The organism is Streptomyces pseudovenezuelae (assembly GCF_029892565.1).
Lineage (GTDB): Bacteria > Actinomycetota > Actinomycetes > Streptomycetales > Streptomycetaceae > Streptomyces > Streptomyces pseudovenezuelae_A.
In genome coordinates this window covers 78,801-96,699 of sequence record NZ_JARXVH010000027.1, presented here as the reverse complement: position 1 = coordinate 96,699, position 17,899 = coordinate 78,801, and the positions used below count along the sequence as shown (strand labels likewise).

14 protein-coding genes and 1 pseudogene are annotated in these 17,899 nt (G+C 70.0%); 5 read left to right on the top strand and 10 right to left on the bottom strand.

The window, feature by feature from the left end; translation table 11 throughout:
* Nucleotides 1-141: 141 nt before the first annotated feature.
* The 3 genes from M2283_RS46295 to thyX form a co-directional block, all read right to left on the bottom strand.
* On the bottom strand, nucleotides 142-1,827 hold the full coding sequence (locus M2283_RS46295; protein WP_280882629.1) for a ribonuclease J: 1,686 nt from the start codon (nucleotides 1,825-1,827) through the stop codon (nucleotides 142-144).
* A 128-nt stretch (nucleotides 1,828-1,955) separates the two neighbouring features.
* Entirely contained in the window at nucleotides 1,956-2,855 is a 900-nt protein-coding gene (gene dapA / locus M2283_RS46290) for a 4-hydroxy-tetrahydrodipicolinate synthase (protein ID WP_280882628.1), read from the bottom strand.
* A gap of 193 nt (nucleotides 2,856-3,048) precedes the next feature.
* A complete protein-coding gene (thyX, locus tag M2283_RS46285) occupies nucleotides 3,049-3,783 on the bottom strand; it encodes an FAD-dependent thymidylate synthase (protein ID WP_280882627.1) in 735 nt (244 codons plus the stop codon).
* Between the two features lie 174 nt (nucleotides 3,784-3,957).
* Here thyX and M2283_RS46280 point away from each other — a divergent pair, with 174 nt between their 5' ends.
* Entirely contained in the window at nucleotides 3,958-4,194 is a 237-nt protein-coding gene (locus tag M2283_RS46280; protein WP_280882626.1) for a hypothetical protein, read from the top strand.
* Between the two features lie 90 nt (nucleotides 4,195-4,284).
* On the top strand, nucleotides 4,285-4,839 hold the full coding sequence (locus M2283_RS46275; protein ID WP_280882625.1) for a PH domain-containing protein: 555 nt from the start codon (nucleotides 4,285-4,287) through the stop codon (nucleotides 4,837-4,839).
* A gap of 97 nt (nucleotides 4,840-4,936) precedes the next feature.
* On the opposite strand, the gene M2283_RS46270 is transcribed toward M2283_RS46275, so the two are convergent.
* From M2283_RS46270 to rpsO, 5 genes are all read right to left on the bottom strand, one after another.
* On the bottom strand, nucleotides 4,937-5,389 hold the full coding sequence (locus M2283_RS46270; RefSeq protein WP_280882624.1) for a hypothetical protein: 453 nt from the start codon (nucleotides 5,387-5,389) through the stop codon (nucleotides 4,937-4,939).
* A gap of 8 nt (nucleotides 5,390-5,397) precedes the next feature.
* The gene (gene dapB, locus M2283_RS46265) at nucleotides 5,398-6,150 is read right to left on the bottom strand and encodes a 4-hydroxy-tetrahydrodipicolinate reductase (protein WP_280882623.1); all 753 of its coding nucleotides are present in this window, start codon (nucleotides 6,148-6,150) and stop codon (nucleotides 5,398-5,400) included.
* A 26-nt stretch (nucleotides 6,151-6,176) separates the two neighbouring features.
* The gene (locus tag M2283_RS46260) at nucleotides 6,177-7,556 is read right to left on the bottom strand and encodes a M16 family metallopeptidase (protein WP_280882622.1); all 1,380 of its coding nucleotides are present in this window, start codon (nucleotides 7,554-7,556) and stop codon (nucleotides 6,177-6,179) included.
* Nucleotides 7,553-9,772, bottom strand: coding sequence for a polyribonucleotide nucleotidyltransferase (locus tag M2283_RS46255; RefSeq protein WP_280882620.1), 2,220 nt, complete (start codon nucleotides 9,770-9,772; stop codon nucleotides 7,553-7,555). Before M2283_RS46255 ends, M2283_RS46260 begins: the two co-directional genes overlap by 4 nt.
* A 322-nt stretch (nucleotides 9,773-10,094) precedes the next feature.
* Nucleotides 10,095-10,382 carry a 30S ribosomal protein S15 gene (rpsO, locus tag M2283_RS46250; protein ID WP_073494901.1) on the bottom strand — a complete coding sequence of 96 codons (288 nt, stop codon included), beginning with the start codon at nucleotides 10,380-10,382 and terminating at the stop codon, nucleotides 10,095-10,097.
* 218 nt (nucleotides 10,383-10,600) lie between these two features.
* Between rpsO and M2283_RS46245 the strand changes: the two genes are divergently transcribed.
* Nucleotides 10,601-10,894, top strand: a complete 294-nt coding sequence (locus M2283_RS46245) for a DUF397 domain-containing protein (protein ID WP_280882619.1) — start codon at nucleotides 10,601-10,603, stop codon at nucleotides 10,892-10,894.
* Between the two features lie 85 nt (nucleotides 10,895-10,979).
* On the opposite strand, the gene M2283_RS46240 is transcribed toward M2283_RS46245, so the two are convergent.
* On the bottom strand, nucleotides 10,980-12,476 hold the full coding sequence (locus M2283_RS46240; protein ID WP_280882618.1) for a PQQ-binding-like beta-propeller repeat protein: 1,497 nt from the start codon (nucleotides 12,474-12,476) through the stop codon (nucleotides 10,980-10,982).
* A gap of 459 nt (nucleotides 12,477-12,935) precedes the next feature.
* Here M2283_RS46240 and M2283_RS52150 point away from each other — a divergent pair.
* Together M2283_RS52150 and M2283_RS46235 are read left to right on the top strand one after the other, a co-directional pair.
* Nucleotides 12,936-13,016, top strand: a pseudogene (locus tag M2283_RS52150) (SCO5717 family growth-regulating ATPase); the annotation flags it as partial.
* Between the two features lie 786 nt (nucleotides 13,017-13,802).
* Entirely contained in the window at nucleotides 13,803-16,790 is a 2,988-nt protein-coding gene (locus M2283_RS46235; protein WP_432423233.1) for a MinD/ParA family ATP-binding protein, read from the top strand.
* Between the two features lie 82 nt (nucleotides 16,791-16,872).
* Here the strand turns inward: M2283_RS46235 and M2283_RS46230 are convergent, their stop codons facing one another.
* Entirely contained in the window at nucleotides 16,873-17,820 is a 948-nt protein-coding gene (locus M2283_RS46230) for a bifunctional riboflavin kinase/FAD synthetase (RefSeq protein WP_280882616.1), read from the bottom strand.
* Between the last annotated feature and the right edge of the window lie 79 nt (nucleotides 17,821-17,899).

Here is a 17,899-nt window from a genome sequence, read left to right as displayed (position 1 = left end):
CCGCGCCGCGGCCGGGTGGCGCCCCGGCCGCGGGGCGGGCCCGCCGCGCCGGGGTCCCACTACCGCGCGGGGGGGGCCCCCCCCCCACCCCCCGCCCCCCCCCCCCGCTCCAGGGTCACGCGTACGAGGAGCCGTACGCGATCAGACCTCCACCACCACCGGGAGGATCATCGGCCTGCGCCGATAGGTGTCGGAGACCCACTTGCCGAGCGTGCGGCGGATGAGTTGCTGCATCTGGTGCGGCTCCACCACGCCGTCCTGGGCCGACCGCTCCAGCACCTCCGAGATCCTCGGAGTCACCTCGCCGAAGACGGAGTCGTCGATGCCCGAGCCGCGGGCCTGGATGTGCGGGCCCGCCGTGATCTTGCCGGTCGAGGAGTCGATGACCACGAAGACCGAGATGATGCCCTCGTCGCCGAGGATCTTGCGGTCCTTCAGGGCCGGCTCGCCGACATCACCGACGGAGAGGCCGTCGACGTAGACGTAACCCGCCTGGACCTTGCCGGAGATCTTCGCCTTGCCCTCGATGAGGTCGACGACGACGCCGTCCTCGGCGATGACGATCCGGTCGTGCGGGACGCCGGTGAGGGCGCCCAGCTCGGCGTTGGCCCGTAGGTGGCGCCATTCGCCGTGGACCGGCATCAGGTTCTTCGGCCGGCAGATGTTGTAGAAGTACAGGAGCTCGCCGGCGGACGCGTGGCCCGAGACGTGCACCTTGGCGTTGCCCTTGTGGATGACGTCGGCGCCCCAGCGGGTGAGGCCGTTGATCACGCGGTAGACCGCGTTCTCGTTGCCGGGGATCAGGGAGGACGCCAGGATCACGGTGTCGCCCTCGACGATCCGGATCTGATGGTCCCGGTTGGCCATGCGGGACAGGGCGGCCATCGGTTCGCCCTGGGAGCCCGTGCAGACCAGGACCACCTCGCTGTCCGGGAGGTCGTCGAGTGTCTTGACGTCGACGACCAGGCCCGGCGGGACTTTCAGGTAGCCCAGGTCACGGGCGATGCCCATGTTGCGGACCATCGAGCGGCCGACGAAGGCGACCCGGCGGCGGTGCTCGTGCGCCGCGTCCAGGATCTGCTGGATGCGGTGCACGTGGCTGGCGAAGCTCGCCACGATGATCCGCTTGCGGGCGCTCCCGAAGACCTGCCGCAGGACGTTCGAGATCTCGCGCTCGGGCGGGACGAAGCCCGGGACCTCGGCGTTCGTCGAGTCGGCGAGGAGCAGGTCGATGCCCTCCTCGCTGAGCCGTGCGAACGCGTGCAGGTCCGTGAGGCGGTTGTCCAGCGGAAGCTGGTCCATCTTGAAGTCGCCCGTGTGGACGACCATTCCGGCCGGCGTGCGGATGGCGACCGCCAGCGCGTCCGGGATGGAGTGGTTGACCGCGACGAACTCGCAGTCGAAGGGGCCCACACGTTCGCGGTTCCCCTCCGCCACCTCAAGGGTGTAGGGGCGGATGCGGTGCTCCTGGAGCTTGGCCTCGATGAGGGCGAGGGTCAGCTTGGAGCCGATCAGCGGGATGTCCGGCTTCTCCCGCAGGAGGAAGGGGACACCGCCGATGTGGTCCTCGTGTCCATGGGTCAGGACGATGCCCTCGATGTCGTCGAGGCGGTCCCGGATGGACGTGAAGTCCGGCAGGATCAGGTCGATTCCGGGCTGCTCCTCCTCGGGGAAGAGCACTCCGCAGTCGACGATCAGTAGGCGGCCTCCGTACTCGAAGACCGTCATGTTTCGGCCGATCTCGCCGAGGCCGCCGAGTGGGGTGACCCGTAGGCCGCCTTCGGGGAGCGGCGCGGGCGGGCCGAGTTCAGGATGCGGATGACTCAAAAGACTCTCCTCACCACGCGCGCCACGTACCGATGGGCACGTGGCGCGCGTGACGTTCGTGCGTGTAGCAGTTGTCATTGTGGATTGCAGGCATCGGTGGCCTGCCTATTCAGTTGTGAAGTCTGGTGTCAGAGCTGTACCCCGCCGGCGGCAAGATCGATCTTGAGCTGCTCGATCTCTTCCGAAGTGCACTCGACCATCGGTGCGCGCAGAGGTCCGGCGGGCAGGCCCTGCAGGGTGAGCGCGGCCTTCGTGGTCATGACGCCCTGGGTGCGGAACATGCCCGTGTAGACCGGGAGCAGCTTCTGGTGGATCTCGGTCGCCTTCTGCACGTCGCCCGAGACGAAGGCGTCGACGAGGGCCCGCAGATCGGGTGTGACCACATGGCCGACGACCGAGACGAAGCCGACCGCGCCCACGGAGAGCAGCGGCAGGTTCAGCATGTCGTCGCCGGAGTACCAGGCGAGGTCCGCGCGGGAGATGGCCCAGCTCGCACGCCCGAGGTCGCCCTTGGCGTCCTTGTTGGCGACGATCCTCGGGTGCTCGGCCAGCCGGACCAGGGTCTCGGTGGTGATGGGGACGCCGCTGCGGCCGGGGATGTCGTAGAGCATGACCGGCAGCTCGGCGGCGTCGGCGACGGCCGTGAAGTGCCGGTACAGGCCCTCCTGCGGGGGCTTGTTGTAGTACGGGGTGACGACGAGCAGGCCGTGTGCGCCGGTCTTCTCGGCGGTGCGGGCCAGCTCGATGCTGTGGTGGGTGTTGTTGGTGCCGACGCCGGCCACTACGTGGGCCCGGTCGCCGACCGCCTCCAGTACCGCTCGTACGAGGTCCGTTTTCTCCGCGTCACTGGTGGTCGGGGACTCACCGGTGGTGCCGTTGATGATCAGGCCGTCGTTGCCTGCGTCCACCAGGTGGGTGGCGAGCCGCTGTGCGCCGTCGAGGTCGAGCGCGCCGTCCGCCGTGAAGGGCGTGACCATGGCGGTGAGGACCCGCCCGAAGGGGGTCTGCGGAGTGGAGGTCGGAGCCATGGGTAACACGCTACTCGCTGCTCAATGCGGGGTCTGCCCTTGGGGTGAGGGATAAGTCCTGACAAAGGAGGAGCCCGGTACTGCCTGCTCGGGGGTTCAAGCAGTACCGGGTCCGTTTGATCAGGCTAGATGAACTTCGCTAAATGCCGCAATACGGACACTTCGCACGGCTGATCCGTACATGTGTCCCGGGTTACGGGGCGACACGGCCGTTGGTGTTGAAAGCGGCGTGGGTGAGCGGCATGAGCCTGGCCCACTCCTGCTCCATCTTCTCGCCGACCATCTCGATCTCCCGCTGCGGGAAGGACGGCACCTTGGCCAGCTCGTGCTGGGTGCGCAGGCCGAGGAAGTGCATCAGCGAGCGCGCGTTGCAGGTGGCGTACATCGAGGAGTAGAGGCCGACCGGGAGGACCGCGCGGGCGACCTCGCGGGCGACGCCCTCGGCCAGCAACTTCTGGTAGGCCGCGTACGCCTGTTGGTAGGACTCGTCCAGGACCTCCTGGACCGCGGCGCGCTGGGACGGGGTCCCGTCGACGAAGACGTACTTGCCGGGACGGCCCTCCTGGACGAGCTTGCGGGACTCGTCGGGGACGTAGAAGACCGGTTCGAGCTCCCGGTAGCGGCCCGACTCCTCGTTGTACGACCAGCCCACGCGGTGTCGCATGAACTCGCGGAAGACGAAGATCGGGGCGCTGATGAAGAAGGTCATCGAGTTGTGCTCGAAGGGGCTGCCGTGCCGGTCCCGCATCAGGAAGTTGATCAGGCCCTTGGAGCGCTCGGGGTCCTTCTGCAGCTCTTCCAGGGACTGTTCGCCGACGGTCGAGACGCGGGCGGCGAACAGGACGTCCCCGTCCGAGGCGCTGGATTTCACCAGCTCGACGGTGACGTCGCTGCGCAGGAACGGCTGGGTGTCGTCGCCGGAGGTCAAGGAGGGTCCTTCCCGTCACATCTGTGGTTCGCGCCAACAATACGGGGCCCCTGTGACCGGGCGGGAGGTGCCTTGCCGGAGGGAAATCTCGTGAAACGGGGCACCATTTGGGGCGTTCACTCGTCTGTGGTGATGAGAGACACCCGTTCGATCCCCGAAGGGAGAAGTACCCCGATGTTCAGTCGGCGCGAACCCGTCCCGTTCGCCTTCCTCGCCGAAGCCGACAGGTTCCGCAGCAATGTCGCTCCCCCGCCCCGGCAGCGGGCGTCCTTCGGCCAGACAGCCGGGCATTGGCTGCTGGGGCTCACCATCGTCGCCGGGATAGCGGGTTCGCTGATCCTCGGCATGCCTGCGCTGTCCACCCCGACGACCACGCCGGCCCAGCAGTCACAGGCTTCCCAGGGGCGCTGACTCCATCCGGACCCCACAGGTGGTGAGCGCGGACACAGCCGGATAACCTCACCGGGCACAGCCCGTGCATGGATTGAGTGAGGACCAGCCGTGCCCCTGCCCTTCCTGACGGCCGACCGAACCTTCGAGACGGCGGACGACATCGCGCTGCCGTTCGACGACCGCGACCGCTGGCGGCGGCCCTACCGTCCCGGTCCCTGGCGCGTCGGTATGGCGGCCCTCTGGCTGCTACTCGCCTCGTTCGTGCTGTTCTCGGCGGTCATCCTGGCGCTCACCACGTCGCCGTCAGAAGCCGGTGTGATCCTCGCCATCGCGCTCGCCGTCATCCTCTGTTCGCTGCGCCTGCTGCGCGTGGGCGTGTGGGTGAGCGCGCACGGACTGCGCCGGGTGGGCTTCTTCGGTACGCGGACCACGCCCTGGGACCGGATCGTCGCCGTGCGGACGGTGCAACAGCCGGTGCGCTGGCTCGGGTTGCCCCGGACCGTGCAGGGACAGGCACTGGTCCTCGTACGCAAGGACCGCAGCCCGCAGGACACGCCGGTGCTGCTGACCACGCACAACGCCGACTTCCTGGCGCGCACGGGGTCGTTCGACCGTGCGGCGGACACCATCGAGGCCTGGGCGGCGGAGAACCGGCGGGGCTGACACAGACGCCTGTACGCAGGTCGGAGGGGCCGGTCCGCAGCGAGTGCGGGGCGGCCCCTTCGGCGTATCTCCGCGCGGGCATCCTTCACAGACGCGGTCAGACCTCGATCGTCCTGCCGTCGTGCAGGGCGATCGCGCGCTGCATCGCCTTGCGGGCGCGCGGGGTGTCGCGGGCGTCGTGGTAGGCGACGGCGAGCCGGAACCAGCTGCGCCAGTCGTCGGGGGCGTCCTCGGTCTCGGCCTTGCGCTTGGCGAAGACCTCGTCGGCCGAGTCGCGGTCGATACGTCCGCCGGGCGTGCGCGTCAGTTCGTCGACGGGCAGGCCGCCCTCGGCGTCGAGTTCGGCGGCCAGCGCGTTGGCCCTGCGGACGAACTGGGTGTTCTTCCACAGGAACCACAGGCCGATCACCGGCAGGATCAGCACCGCCACGCCGAAGGTGACGGTGAGGAGCGTGCCGGACTGGATCAGCATGACGCCGCGGCTGCCGACCAGGACGAAGTAGAAGACCAGGACGGCGGCCGTGACGGCATAGGTGAGCTTGGCTCGCATGGCAGTTGTCAGCCCAGGTCCAGGAAGTGTTCCAGGCCGAAGGTGAGGCCCGGCGTGGTCACCACGCGGCGCGCGCCGAGCAGGATGCCCGGCATGAAGCTGCTGTGGTGCAGGGAGTCGTGGCGGATCGTCAGCGTCTCGCCCTCGCCGCCGAGCAGGACCTCCTGGTGGGCCAGCAGGCCGCGCAGGCGGATCGCGTGCACCGGGACACCGTCCACGCTGGCGCCGCGCGCGCCGTCCAGGGCCGTGACCGTGGCGTCCGGCGCGGGGGCGGAGCCGGCCTTGGCGCGGGCCTCGGCGATGAGCTGGGCGATGCGGGTTGCGGTGCCGCTGGGGGCGTCGACCTTGTTCGGGTGGTGCAGTTCGACGACCTCGACGGACTCGAAGTAGGGCGCCGCGATCTGCGCGAACTTCATGGTGAGGACGGCGCCGATGGAGAAGTTCGGCGCGATCAGCACGCCGGTCTCCGGGGACTGGGCGAGCAGGTCCTTGAGGTGCGCGAGGCGGTCGTCGGTCCAGCCGGTGGTGCCGACGACCGCGTGGATGCCGTGCCGCACGCAGAAGTCGAGGTTGCCCATCACCGAGGCGGGGGTGGTCAGTTCGACCGCGACCTGGGCGCCGGTGTCCGCCAGCGTCTCCAGCTTGTCGCCGCGGCTGAGGGCGGCGACCAGCTCCATGTCCTCGGCGGCCTCGACGGCCCGTACCGCCTCCGCACCGATCCGGCCCTTGGCACCGAGGACGGCCACGCGCAGCTTGCTCATGTTCTTGCTTCCTTACCGGAGGGGTGTCAGGCGACGGCTTCCTGCAGACGGGACGCCTGTTTGTCCTTCAGCGGCCCGATGACCGACAGCGAGGGCCGCTGTCCCAGGATGTCGTGGGCGACCGCGCGGACGTCGTCCGGGGTGACCGCCGCTATCCGGGCCAGCATGTCGTCGACGGACATCTGGTCGCCCCAGCACAGCTCGCTCTTGCCGATACGGTTCATCAGCGCGCCCGTGTCCTCGAGACCCAGGACCGTGGAACCCCGGAGCTGGCCGATGGCGCGGTCGATCTCGTCGTCGGACAGGCCGTGCTCGGCGACCTGGTCGAGCTCGTCGCGGCAGATCTTCAGTACGTCGTGGACCTGCGAGGGCCGGCAGCCGGCGTAGACGCCGAAGAGGCCGCAGTCGGCGAAGCCGGACGTGTACGAGTACACGCTGTAGGCCAGGCCGCGCTTCTCCCGGACCTCCTGGAAGAGGCGGGACGACATGCCGCCGCCGAGGGCCGTGTTGAGGACCCCGAGCGCCCAGCGGCGGTCGTCCGTGCGGGCCAGGCCGGGCATGCCCAGGACGACGTGCGCCTGTTCGGTCTTGCGGCCGATCAGCTCGACGCGGCCCGCGGTGCGCAGGGTGCGGCGGCCGTCGCGCGGGGCGATGGGCGTGGCGTCGGCGCTCTTGAGGGCGCCCGCCTTCTCGAAGGCCGCGCGGACCTGGCGTACGACCTTGTTGTGGTCGATGTTGCCGGCGGCCGCGACGACCAGGTGGGTGGGGTCGTAGTGCTTCTTGTAGAAGCGGCGGATGCGGTCGGCGGTGAGGGCGTTGACCGTGTCGACCGTGCCGAGGACCGGGCGGCCGAGGGGGTTGTCGCCGAACATCGTGTGCGCGAACAGGTCGTGCACGCAGTCGCCCGGGTCGTCCTCGGTCATCGCGATCTCTTCGAGGATCGCGCCGCGCTCGACGTTGACGTCGTCCTCGAGGATCAGCGAGCCCGTGAGCATGTCGCAGACGACGTCGATGGCGAGGGGGAGGTCGGTGTCGAGCACGCGCGCGTAGTAGCACGTGTACTCCTTCGCCGTGAACGCGTTCATCTCGCCGCCGACCGCGTCGATGGCGGAGGAGATGTCCAGCGCGCTGCGCTTGGAGGTGCCCTTGAAGAGGAGGTGCTCCAGGTAGTGCGTGGCGCCGTTCAGGGACGGCGTCTCGTCACGGGAGCCGACGTGCGCCCAGATGCCGAAGGTGGCGGAACGCACCGAGGGCAGGGTCTCGGTGACCACGCGCAGGCCGCCCGGGAGGGTGGTCTTGCGGACCGTGCCGATGCCGTTGGTGCCCTGGACGAGGGTTTGGGTACGGGCGACGGCCCGCGCCTCCGAAGAGGTGCGGGCCGTCGCCGTGGAGCCGCTCGACGTCACTGGTCGGTGTCGTCCTTCTTCTCGTCGTCGTCGCCTTCGCCCTCGATCACGGGGATGAGGGAGAGCTTGCCGCGGGAGTCGATCTCGGCGATCTCGACCTGGACCTTGGCGCCCACACCGAGCACGTCCTCGACGTTCTCCACGCGCTTGCCGCCGGCGAGCTTGCGGATCTGCGAGATGTGCAGCAGACCGTCCTTGCCCGGGAGCAGCGACACGAACGCACCGAAGGTGGTGGTCTTGACGACCGTACCCAGGTAGCGCTCGCCGACCTCCGGCATGGTCGGGTTGGCGATGCCGTTGATCGTGGCGCGGGCGGCCTCGGCCTGCGAGCCGACCTGGGCACCGATGTAGATGGTGCCGTCGTCCTCGATCGTGATCTCGGCGCCGGTGTCCTCCTGGATCTGGTTGATCATCTTGCCCTTCGGGCCGATGACCTCGCCGATCTTGTCCACGGGGATCTTGACGGTGATGATCCGCGGGGCGTTGGGGGACATCTCGTCCGGCGTGTCGATCGCTTCCATCATCACGTCGAGGATGTGGAGGCGGGCGTCACGGGCCTGCTTGAGGGCCGCGGCCAGGACGGAGGCCGGGATGCCGTCCAGCTTGGTGTCGAGCTGGAGGGCGGTCACGAACTCCTTGGTGCCGGCGACCTTGAAGTCCATGTCACCGAAGGCGTCCTCCGCACCGAGGATGTCGGTGAGGGCGACGTAGTGCGTCTCGCCCTTGATCTCCTGGGAGATCAGGCCCATGGCGATACCGGCGACGGGGGCCTTGAGGGGCACACCGGCGTTCAGCAGCGACATGGTCGAGGCGCAGACCGAGCCCATGGACGTCGAACCGTTGGAGCCGAGGGCCTCGGAGACCTGACGGATCGCGTAGGGGAATTCCTCGCGCGTCGGCAGGACCGGGACCAGGGCACGCTCGGCGAGCGCTCCGTGGCCGATCTCGCGGCGCTTGGGGGAACCGACGCGGCCGGTCTCGCCGACGGAGTACGGCGGGAAGTTGTAGTTGTGCATGTAGCGCTTGCGGGTCACCGGGGAGAGGGTGTCCAGCTGCTGCTCCATACGGAGCATGTTCAGGGTGGTGACGCCCAGGATCTGGGTCTCGCCACGCTCGAACAGCGCCGAGCCGTGCACGCGCGGGATGGCCTCGACCTCGGCGGCGAGCGTACGGATGTCCGTGACGCCGCGGCCGTCGATGCGGACCTTGTCCTTGATGACGCGCTCACGGACCAGGGACTTGGTCAGCGAGCGGTACGCGGCGGAGATCTCCTTCTCGCGGCCCTCGAACTGCGGGAGCAGCTTCTCGGCGGCGAGACCCTTGACGCGGTCCAGCTCGGCCTCGCGGTCCTGCTTGCCCGCGATGGTGAGCGCCTGGGAGAGCTCGTCCTTGACGGCGGCGGTGAGCGCCTCCAGGACGTCGTCCTGGTAGTCGAGGAAGACCGGGAACTCGCCGGTGGGCTTGGCGGCCTTGGCGGCGAGGTCGGCCTGGGCCTTGCAGAGCACCTTGATGAAGGGCTTCGCGGCGTCCAGACCGGAGGCGACGACCTCCTCGGTGGGCGCCTCGGCGCCGCCAGCGATCAGCTGGATGGTCTTGTCGGTGGCCTCGGCCTCGACCATCATGATCGCGACGTCGCCGTCCTCCAGGACGCGACCGGCGACGACCATGTCGAAGACGGCGTCCTCGAGCTCGGTGTGCGTCGGGAACGCGACCCACTGGCCGTTGATCAGCGCGACGCGGACGCCGCCGATCGGGCCGGAGAAGGGCAGACCGGCCAGCTGGGTGGACGCGGAGGCCGCGTTGATCGCGACGACGTCGTACAGGTGGTCGGGGTTGAGCGCCATGATCGTGGCGACGACCTGGATCTCGTTGCGCAGGCCCTTCTTGAAGGACGGGCGCAGCGGGCGGTCGATCAGGCGGCAGGTGAGGATGGCGTCCTCGGAGGGACGGCCCTCACGGCGGAAGAAGCTGCCGGGGATCTTGCCGGCGGCGTACATCCGCTCCTCGACGTCCACCGTGAGGGGGAAGAAGTCGAGCTGGTCCTTGGGGTTCTTGGAGGCGGTGGTGGCCGACAGCACCATGGTGTCGTCGTCCAGGTACGCCACGGCGGAGCCGGCGGCCTGCTTGGCCAGGCGGCCCGTCTCGAAGCGGATGGTGCGGGTGCCGAAAGTACCGTTGTCAATGACGGCCTCGGCGTAGTGGGTCTCGTTCTCCACTAGCGTTTTCTCCGTTACTTGTCGTCTTTCGTCCCTCCCCGCCCGTGTGGCGGGGGGACGGTGGCGGAGAAGCGCTGTCTGGTGCGGGCCGGTCTTCGATCGAAGCACCCGGGGCGTCATGCCCGGGGGCCACTACCGAGGACCGGCGGCTGCGAGGCGCGCTTCTCCTCTTCGTTGTCGTGCTGTGTCGTGCGTATTGCGTCGTGCCGTACAGCGTTGTGCTACCACACTACAAAGCGGGTGTGACACTCCGCACGTTTCCGCACGTACGGCGAAGGGAGCGGCCCCCGATCGTTTCGGGAACCGCTCCCTTCACGGCGTACTACTTGGCGCCCGCCGCACCGCGGCGGATGCCCAGGCGGTCGACCAGCGCACGGAAGCGCTGGATGTCCTTCTTGGCCAGGTACTGCAGCAGCCGGCGGCGCTGACCGACCAGGATCAGCAGACCACGACGGGAGTGGTGGTCGTGCTTGTGGGTCTTGAGGTGCTCGGTCAGGTCCGAGATGCGGCGCGAGAGCATGGCGACCTGGACCTCGGGGGAGCCGGTGTCGCCCTCCTTCTGGCCGAACTCACCGATGATCTGCTTCTTCGTGGCGGCGTCGAGCGACACGCGTACTCCTCATGGTCTGTGTGCCTTCGAGTGCCCCCGGTCTAAGTCTCGGGGGAGCTTCGGTGACTCTTAAGGCGGAAAGCCGTACACAAACGGCCGTCACTCAGGGTACCAGCAGCAAGTGGGCACCCATGTCCAGGTCCGCGAACCGCCGAGAGCGGCCGGACGGGATCACTAAGGTTGACACACGGATCACGTCGGGAAGGGGTCGCTGCGGCATGGCGGAGACGGAAGAGCAGATCAAGGCACGCAAGGAGCGGGAGCGGGACGAGCTGTACGCGCTCGACATCTCCGGCGTCGAGTGGCGCAGCGCGCCCGGTACCGAGCAGGACGAGGAGCGGGTCGAGATCGCCGACCTTCCCGAGGGGGCGGTGGCCATGCGGTCCTCGCTGGACCCGGACACCGTGCTGCGGTACACGGAGGCGGAGTGGCGGGCCTTCGTGCTCGGCGCGCGGGACGGCGAGTTCGACCTGGAGCCGACGACGCGCAACGGGGGCCTGCCCGCGGAGTGAGCCACGCACGCGTAGGCGATCGCGACATGGAAAAGGGGCGGCACGTACGCGTGCCGCCCCTTTTCCATGTGCCTGTTCATGATCCTCAGTGCTTCAGTCCCGCGGTGCCGTAGCCGACGGTCACCAGGACCGGGTCCTTCGGGTACTTGTCGTCGCGGGACAGTTCCCGCTTCGCGAAGAAGACGCGGCCCTGTTCGTAGACCATGTCCGACTGCTCCGGGTCACCGAGTTCGGAGTCGTCGTCCTCCGGCAGGTTGAACAGCAGCAGCGGGCTCTCCCGGTCCGTACGGGGGTTCCAGCTCACCACGGCCGCCGGTTGGAAGCCGCTGACGCTCTGGCGGAAGATCAGCAGGTCGTCGCCGTTCATCCGGAGCGGAAAGACCTGCTGGGACGGGCGTCCGTCGAACTTCCCCTCGCTGTGGCCGGTCTTGAGGTCGAACGCCACGATCCAGTCCGCGGGCTGGTCGATGTCGGTGGTCTCCTTGCTGGTGACGTACGCCTGGGTGGGGCCCACGACCACGCCGTCGCAGTTCTCAAGGGTGCCGAAGTACGAGCTGCCGAAGTAGCGGTCGTCGCACTTGGCGTCGTAGCCGCCCAGCGAGATGGTGGCCAGGTGCTTGCCGTCGTCGTCGAGCGTGATCAGGTCGGTGACCAGGCTGTCGCCGGCCGCCACGGCGAGGACGGGCGGGTCGGACGAGGGCAGGTAGACGTCCTGCACACCGCTCGCGAGTCGGTACGTCCACTGCGGCTTGCCGGTGCGCGGGTCGAGCCGCTGCACCTGGTACCGCGTGTCGGGCAGCTCGCCGCAGGCCTCCAGCGCGAGCAGTCCGCTCCCGCCGGCGAAGCCCTTGTCCTCGCACTCGGAGGTGGTGGTGCCGTTCCAGAGCTGCTTGCCGCTCTTCATGTCGTACGCCACCGAGCCGTGCCCCCAGCCGACCGCGACGACGCCCTTGGCCAGGGTGATGTTCGTGTTCGTCACGAACGCGGCGCGGGCCGAGGGCATCGTCGACCGCCAGAGCTTCTTGCCGGTGTCGAGGTCGAGGAAGACGACCTGGTCGCACACGCCCTCGGACTTGGCGCCCTCGGGCTGCGGGGGCTGGACCACGACCGCGGTACGGCCGTCGGCGGTGACGTGGTCGGTGACGGCGCAGAGGTGGCCGCCCAGGTCGAGGGTCCAGGCCCGGTCGCCGCTCTCGTCGCCGATGCGGTAGCCGTCGACGCGGGTGGCGATGCCCTTGGCGAGAGTCTTGCCGGTGGCCCAAGTGCCGGGTGCGTAGCGGGGATCGGTGTCGGGGCGCTTGGCGAGTCCCTCCTCGCCGAACTCCAGCACGTTCTGTCCCTCGGGCGACACGGGGCGCTTCTCGACCGTTTCCCTGACGTCGTCCGGGGCCTGCACGACGGCGACCGTCTTCTGGTCGCCGGGTCCGTCGTCGCCGGACATCAGGAGCCGGCCGCCGAGGCCTCCGACGGCGACGATGGCGGCTGTCACGACGCCCAGCAGACGGAAACAGCGACGCCTGCGGGCCCGGTCGGCCGCGAGTGTGGACTGGGTGTAGATCGAAGGAGGTGGGCCGAAGCTCACGCGAAGAGGTCCTTTTCGGTCAGATTCCGTCGGGGGGTGGTCGGAGCGGCCACCACTATGCCCGTCGCCTGGTGGGGAGGGTGGCGTGGGGTGGGACGCCGTTTCCCCAACACCCTTGCAGGGAACGCCTCTTCGGGTGTAAGCGCGGCCGCCTCGGTGTCGATTCCTGTCCGGCACGTTCACGGATTACGCCCGGTTTGTTCACCGATACGGCAGCTGGGTACGGCGCTTCCGGGCCGGTTGTGACGCGCCGGGAAGGCGCTCAGGGGTGGACGGGCCTGCCGAGGTGGGGCCCCTGGTGATTAGGCTGGGAGGGGGCGCGTCGCCATAACCCGTGGACCGGGCGGTGGTGTCCCAGGGGGAGAGCCGGTGGATCGGACTACCTCGGACAACGTAAGGACGACAAGCGATGGTCGCCCCGGCACGGCATGAGGGTGCTCGACCACATCAGGAGGAATTGTGAGCAGCGATCGGGACGGGATCCGCGGGGGCTGGGCCACACCCGGCGAAGACCAGCCCGACGCGGAGACCTCTGTCGAGACGACCGGCGAGTTCACCATCGATTACGCGCCGCCCGCCTGGTACACGCAGAACGCGGCCGGGGGGTCAGGATCGGGATCAGGATCGAGTTCCCAAGAGGCGCAGGGGGCTGAGCAGGGTCAGGGTGCGGGGCAGGGTCCTGGGCAGGGGCAGGGTTCCGGTCAGAGGCCGGAGCACGTGCCTGGTCAGGGGCCCGGGCAAGTACCTGGACGACCGGGGAACTCCGGTGCGCCGGCCGCCGGCCTCTCTCCTACGGACTTCTCGGCTCTGCCGGGACTGACTCCGCCGGCTCACTCGCTTCCGCAGCCGCCCAAGCCTGCCGGTGGCGGTCCGGCGTCCAATCCGGCTCCGGCTCCCGGTGCTCCGTTCACACCGCCCGCGCCGCCTGCGCCCGGTGCTCCGTTTACGCCTCCTGCGCCTCCCGCGCCCGCGCCCGGGGGTGCCTTCACTCCCCCCGCGCCTCCTGCGTCTGCGCCGGGGGCTCCCTTCGCGCCGCCCGTCACGCCGCCGGCCGTGCCGGCAGTTGGTGGGCCGGGAGCGGTGCCCAGGCTTCCGGCGGGGAGCGGGTTCGAGCCGCAGGGGTCACAGTCGGTGCCGGGGCCTGCGCCCGCTGCGCCTCCGGCCCCGGCGGCCGCTCCGGCTCCGGCTCCGGTCGCGGACGGCGCTTCTCCAACGGGCGTGCCGAACATGCCTGTTGTCGGGTTCCAGTCGCCTTCGGGTCCTTCCGGTGTGACCTCGCTTTCCGGGGAGGAGTCCGCGAACGGTGATCTGGAGAGCGGCGCGACCATGCGCATCTCGCCCGTCGCCCTGAAGCGGGAGTTCGCGGAGCGGGCTGCCGCTGCTGCCGAGGAGCAGGGTGACGGTGGCTCCGCCAAGGAGGCGGAGGGTGCCGGTGAGGTCGTGGCGACCGACGGACAGGACGAGCCCGAGGCCACGCTTCCTTCGGCAGTTGAGCCGGAGGAAGCGGAGGCGACTGACGCCGAGGCGGAGACCGATGCGGAGGCTGAGGTAGCGGTCGAGCCGGAGGCGGACGCGGACGCGGAGGTCGCTCCGGAGGCTGACGTCGACGTCGAGACCGAGGTCGCGCCGGAGGCTGAGGCGGAGACCGAGACCGAGGTTGCGCCGGAGGCTGAGGCCGAGCCGGAGGAGGCCGGATCTCAGGACACCGCGCCTGCCGACGCCGAACTCTCGGACTCGGTGGCCGAGGATGCGGTCGCCGAAGACTCGGTGACCGAGAACGTCGTAGGCGAAGACCTCGTGGACGAGGAAGCCGATGACGCCGATGACGCCGATGACGAGAACGTCGTGGACGGACACGCCGAACCCACAGGCGCCCTCCCCCAGCACGACGAGCCGCAGGACGACACTCACCGGGACGAGGAGCCGCAAGGCGACGCTCCCCAGGCCGCAGAAGAGCCCCAGGACGCCGTCCCCAGCCCCTCCGACTCCCCCCAGCCCCAGGACGTTCCGCCGACCGCGCCCCCCGTCTGGACTCCCCCGCAGGCGCCGCAGAGCGGGCTGCCGCCGTTGCCGCCGTCGTACCAACACGCCGCGCCCGCACCGGCGGCCGAATGGCCCGCGCAGCCCCAGCCGCAGCAGCCCGAGCCGGTCGCGCCCGCGCAGCCGGAGCCGGCCGCCGCGCAGGCGCAGCCGCCGGTGCCGCCGTTCCAGCCGCAGGCCCCGCAGCCCGCCCCCGCGGCCTGGAACCAGCCGCCGCGACAGCCCCCGGCCCAGCAGCCGACCGGCCAGGGCTTCCCCCAGCCGGCCCCACCCGCCCCCAACTCCCCCGGCGGCTACGGCTTCCCGCACCCCGGCGCCCCTGCACCGGCCGCCCAGCCTGCGCCCACCACACCGCAGGCCCCGGCCGACGCACCCCCGCCGAACGGTTACGGCTTCCCGCAACCGCCGGCACCCAACACCCCCAACGGACCGAGCGGTTACGGCTTCCCGCAGCCCCCGGCTCCCAACACGCCGCCCGCCCCCACGGCACCGCAGGCTCCGGCCGACGCACCCCCGCCGAACGGCTACGGCTTCCCGCACCCAGGCGCACCCGCACCGACGCCCGCAGCACCGCAGGCCCCCGCGGACGCGCACCCGAGCGGCTACGGCTTCCCGCAGCCTCCGGCGCCCAACACCCCTGGCGGTTACGGCTTCCCTCAGCCGCCCGCGCCCCAAGCGCAGCCACAGCCCGGCGTCCCGCCGCACCCCCAGCCACAGGCTCACCCGCAGCCCAACCCCCAAGCCCCGCAGGGCGTGCAGCCCCCGCAGAACCCCCAGTTCCCGCAGGCTCCTCACGCCCCCGCGCCCCAACACCCGCAGGCGCCGCACACTCCCCAGGACCCGCACGCGCAGCAGCCCGCTGCGCCGCAGCCCCCGCACGCACCGCAGCAGCCCCAGCAACCCCCCGTAGACCCCCGCGCCGGCGCCGCCTGGCCGCAGCCCATGCAGCACGACCAGCGGCAGATGACCAACCCCGGGGCCGCACCGCTGGGTTACACCGCCGCCGTGGAGCTGTCCTCGGACCGACTGCTCAACAACAAGAAGCAGAAGGCGAAGAGCGGTCGGCCGGGGGCCGCGCCGTCGCGGTTCAAGATCGGGGGGAAGAAGGAAGAGGCCGAGCGGCAGCGGAAGTTGGAGCTGATCCGGACGCCCGTGCTGTCCTGCTACCGGATCGCCGTCATCAGCCTCAAGGGCGGGGTCGGCAAGACCACGACCACCACCGCGCTCGGCTCGACGCTCGCCACCGAGCGGCAGGACAAGATCCTCGCCATCGACGCCAACCCGGACGCCGGTACGCTCGGCCGTCGGGTTCGGCGGGAGACCGGGGCCACCATCCGTGACCTCGTCCAGGCGATCCCGTACCTCAACTCCTATATGGACATCCGGCGGTTCACGTCCCAGGCGTCGTCCGGGCTGGAGATCATCGCCAACGACGTCGACCCGGCCGTGTCGACCACCTTCAACAACGAGGACTACCGGCGCGCGATCGACGTGCTGGGCAAGCAGTACCCGGTCATCCTCACCGACTCCGGTACGGGTCTGCTCTACAGCGCCATGCGCGGTGTGCTCGACCTCGCCGACCAGCTCATCATCATCTCGACGCCGTCGGTGGACGGGGCGAGCAGCGCCAGTACGACGCTGGACTGGCTGTCGGCGCACGGGTACGCGGACCTCGTGTCGCGGTCCATCACCGTCATCTCCGGTGTGCGCGAGACCGGCAAGATGATCAACGTCGACGACATCGTCAGCCACTTCGAGACGCGCTGCCGCGGTGTCGTGGTCGTGCCCTTCGACGAGCATCTCGCCGCCGGTGCCGAGGTCGACCTCGACATGATGCGGCCGAAGGTGCGCGAGTCGTACTTCAACCTCGCGGCGATGGTCGCCGAGGACTTCGTACGCCACCAGCAGGCACACGGCCTGTGGACGAGCGACGGGAACCCGCCGCCAGTCGCGGCCCCGCCGATGCCGGGACAGCAGCAGGCTCAGGGACAGCCGTATCCGCAGCAAGAACAGCCGTACCCGCCGCAGGGACAGCCGTACCCGCAGCAGGGGCAGCCGCCCTACCCGGGGCAGCAGCCGGGTCCGTATCCGCAACAGCCCCAGCCCCAGCAGCCGCAGGCGCCCCAGCCCGGTCAGCCGTACGCTCAGCCCGGTCAGCCCTACCCGCAGCCCGGCCAGCCCTACCCGCCGCAGCAACAGCAACAGCCGTATCCGCAGCAGCCCGGTTACGGCTACCCGCAGCAGCCGCAGCAACCGGAGGGGCAGCAGGAGTAGGCCCGCACGGACGAACGAAAGGGCGGCCGGTGTCTCAATGACACCGGCCGCCCTTTCGTTTCCGGAACGACCAGGACGACGACTACTCCGCCGCCGAGATCAGCTCCCGGCACCGCTTCACGTCCTCAGCCATCTGCTCAAGGAGCGCTTCCAGGGACGCGAACTTCGCCTGGCCGCGGACGAAGGCGAGGAAGTCCACGGCGACGTGCAGGCCGTACAGGTCGAGGCCCACGCGGTCGATGGCGTACGCCTCCACCGTGCGCTCGGTGCCGTCGAACTGCGGGTTCGTGCCGACGGAGATCGCGGCCGGCATCGCCTCGCCCTGGGTGTGCAGCCAGCCGGCGTAGACGCCGTCGGCGGGGATGGCGGTGTGCGGGAGCGTCTCGACGTTGGCTGTGGGGAAGCCGAGCTCGCGGCCTCGCTGGGCGCCGCGCACGACCACGCCCTCCACCCGGTGCGGTCGGCCCAGGATCTCGGCGGCGCCCTCGACGTCGCCCTCGGCCACCAGGCGCCGGGTCAGGGTGGAGGAGAAGGGCTCGCCGCCGCCCGCGTCACCGGTCACGTACAGGTCGACGACCTCGACCTCGAAGTCGTAGACCTTGCCCTGCTCGATCAGGAACTCGACGTTTCCGGCGGCCTTGTGGCCGAAGCGGAAGTTGGGGCCCTCGACGACCGCCTTGGCGTGCAGCTTGTCGACCAGGACCTTGACGACGAAGTCGGCCGGCGTGAGTTTCGAGAACTCCGTGGTGAAGGGGAGGATCAGCAGCTCGTCCACGCCCAGCTCGGCCATGAGTTCGGCGCGGCGGTGGTGCGGGGCGAGCAGCGGGGGGTGGCTGCCGGGACGGACGACCTCGCTGGGGTGCGGGTCGAAGGTGACGACGACGGAGGGGACGCCCAGCTCTCGGGCGCGTTCCACGGCATGCCGGATGATCAGCTGGTGCCCGCGGTGGACCCCGTCGTAGGAACCGATGGTGACGACGCTGCGCCCCCAGTCCTCGGGGATGTCCGCCAAGCCACGCCAGCGCTGCACTGTGACCGCTCCTCGAACCCGTGTCCGTATCTACCGACCTGTTACGCAGGTCTAAGGGTGCCATGCCGGGCGCCGCCCG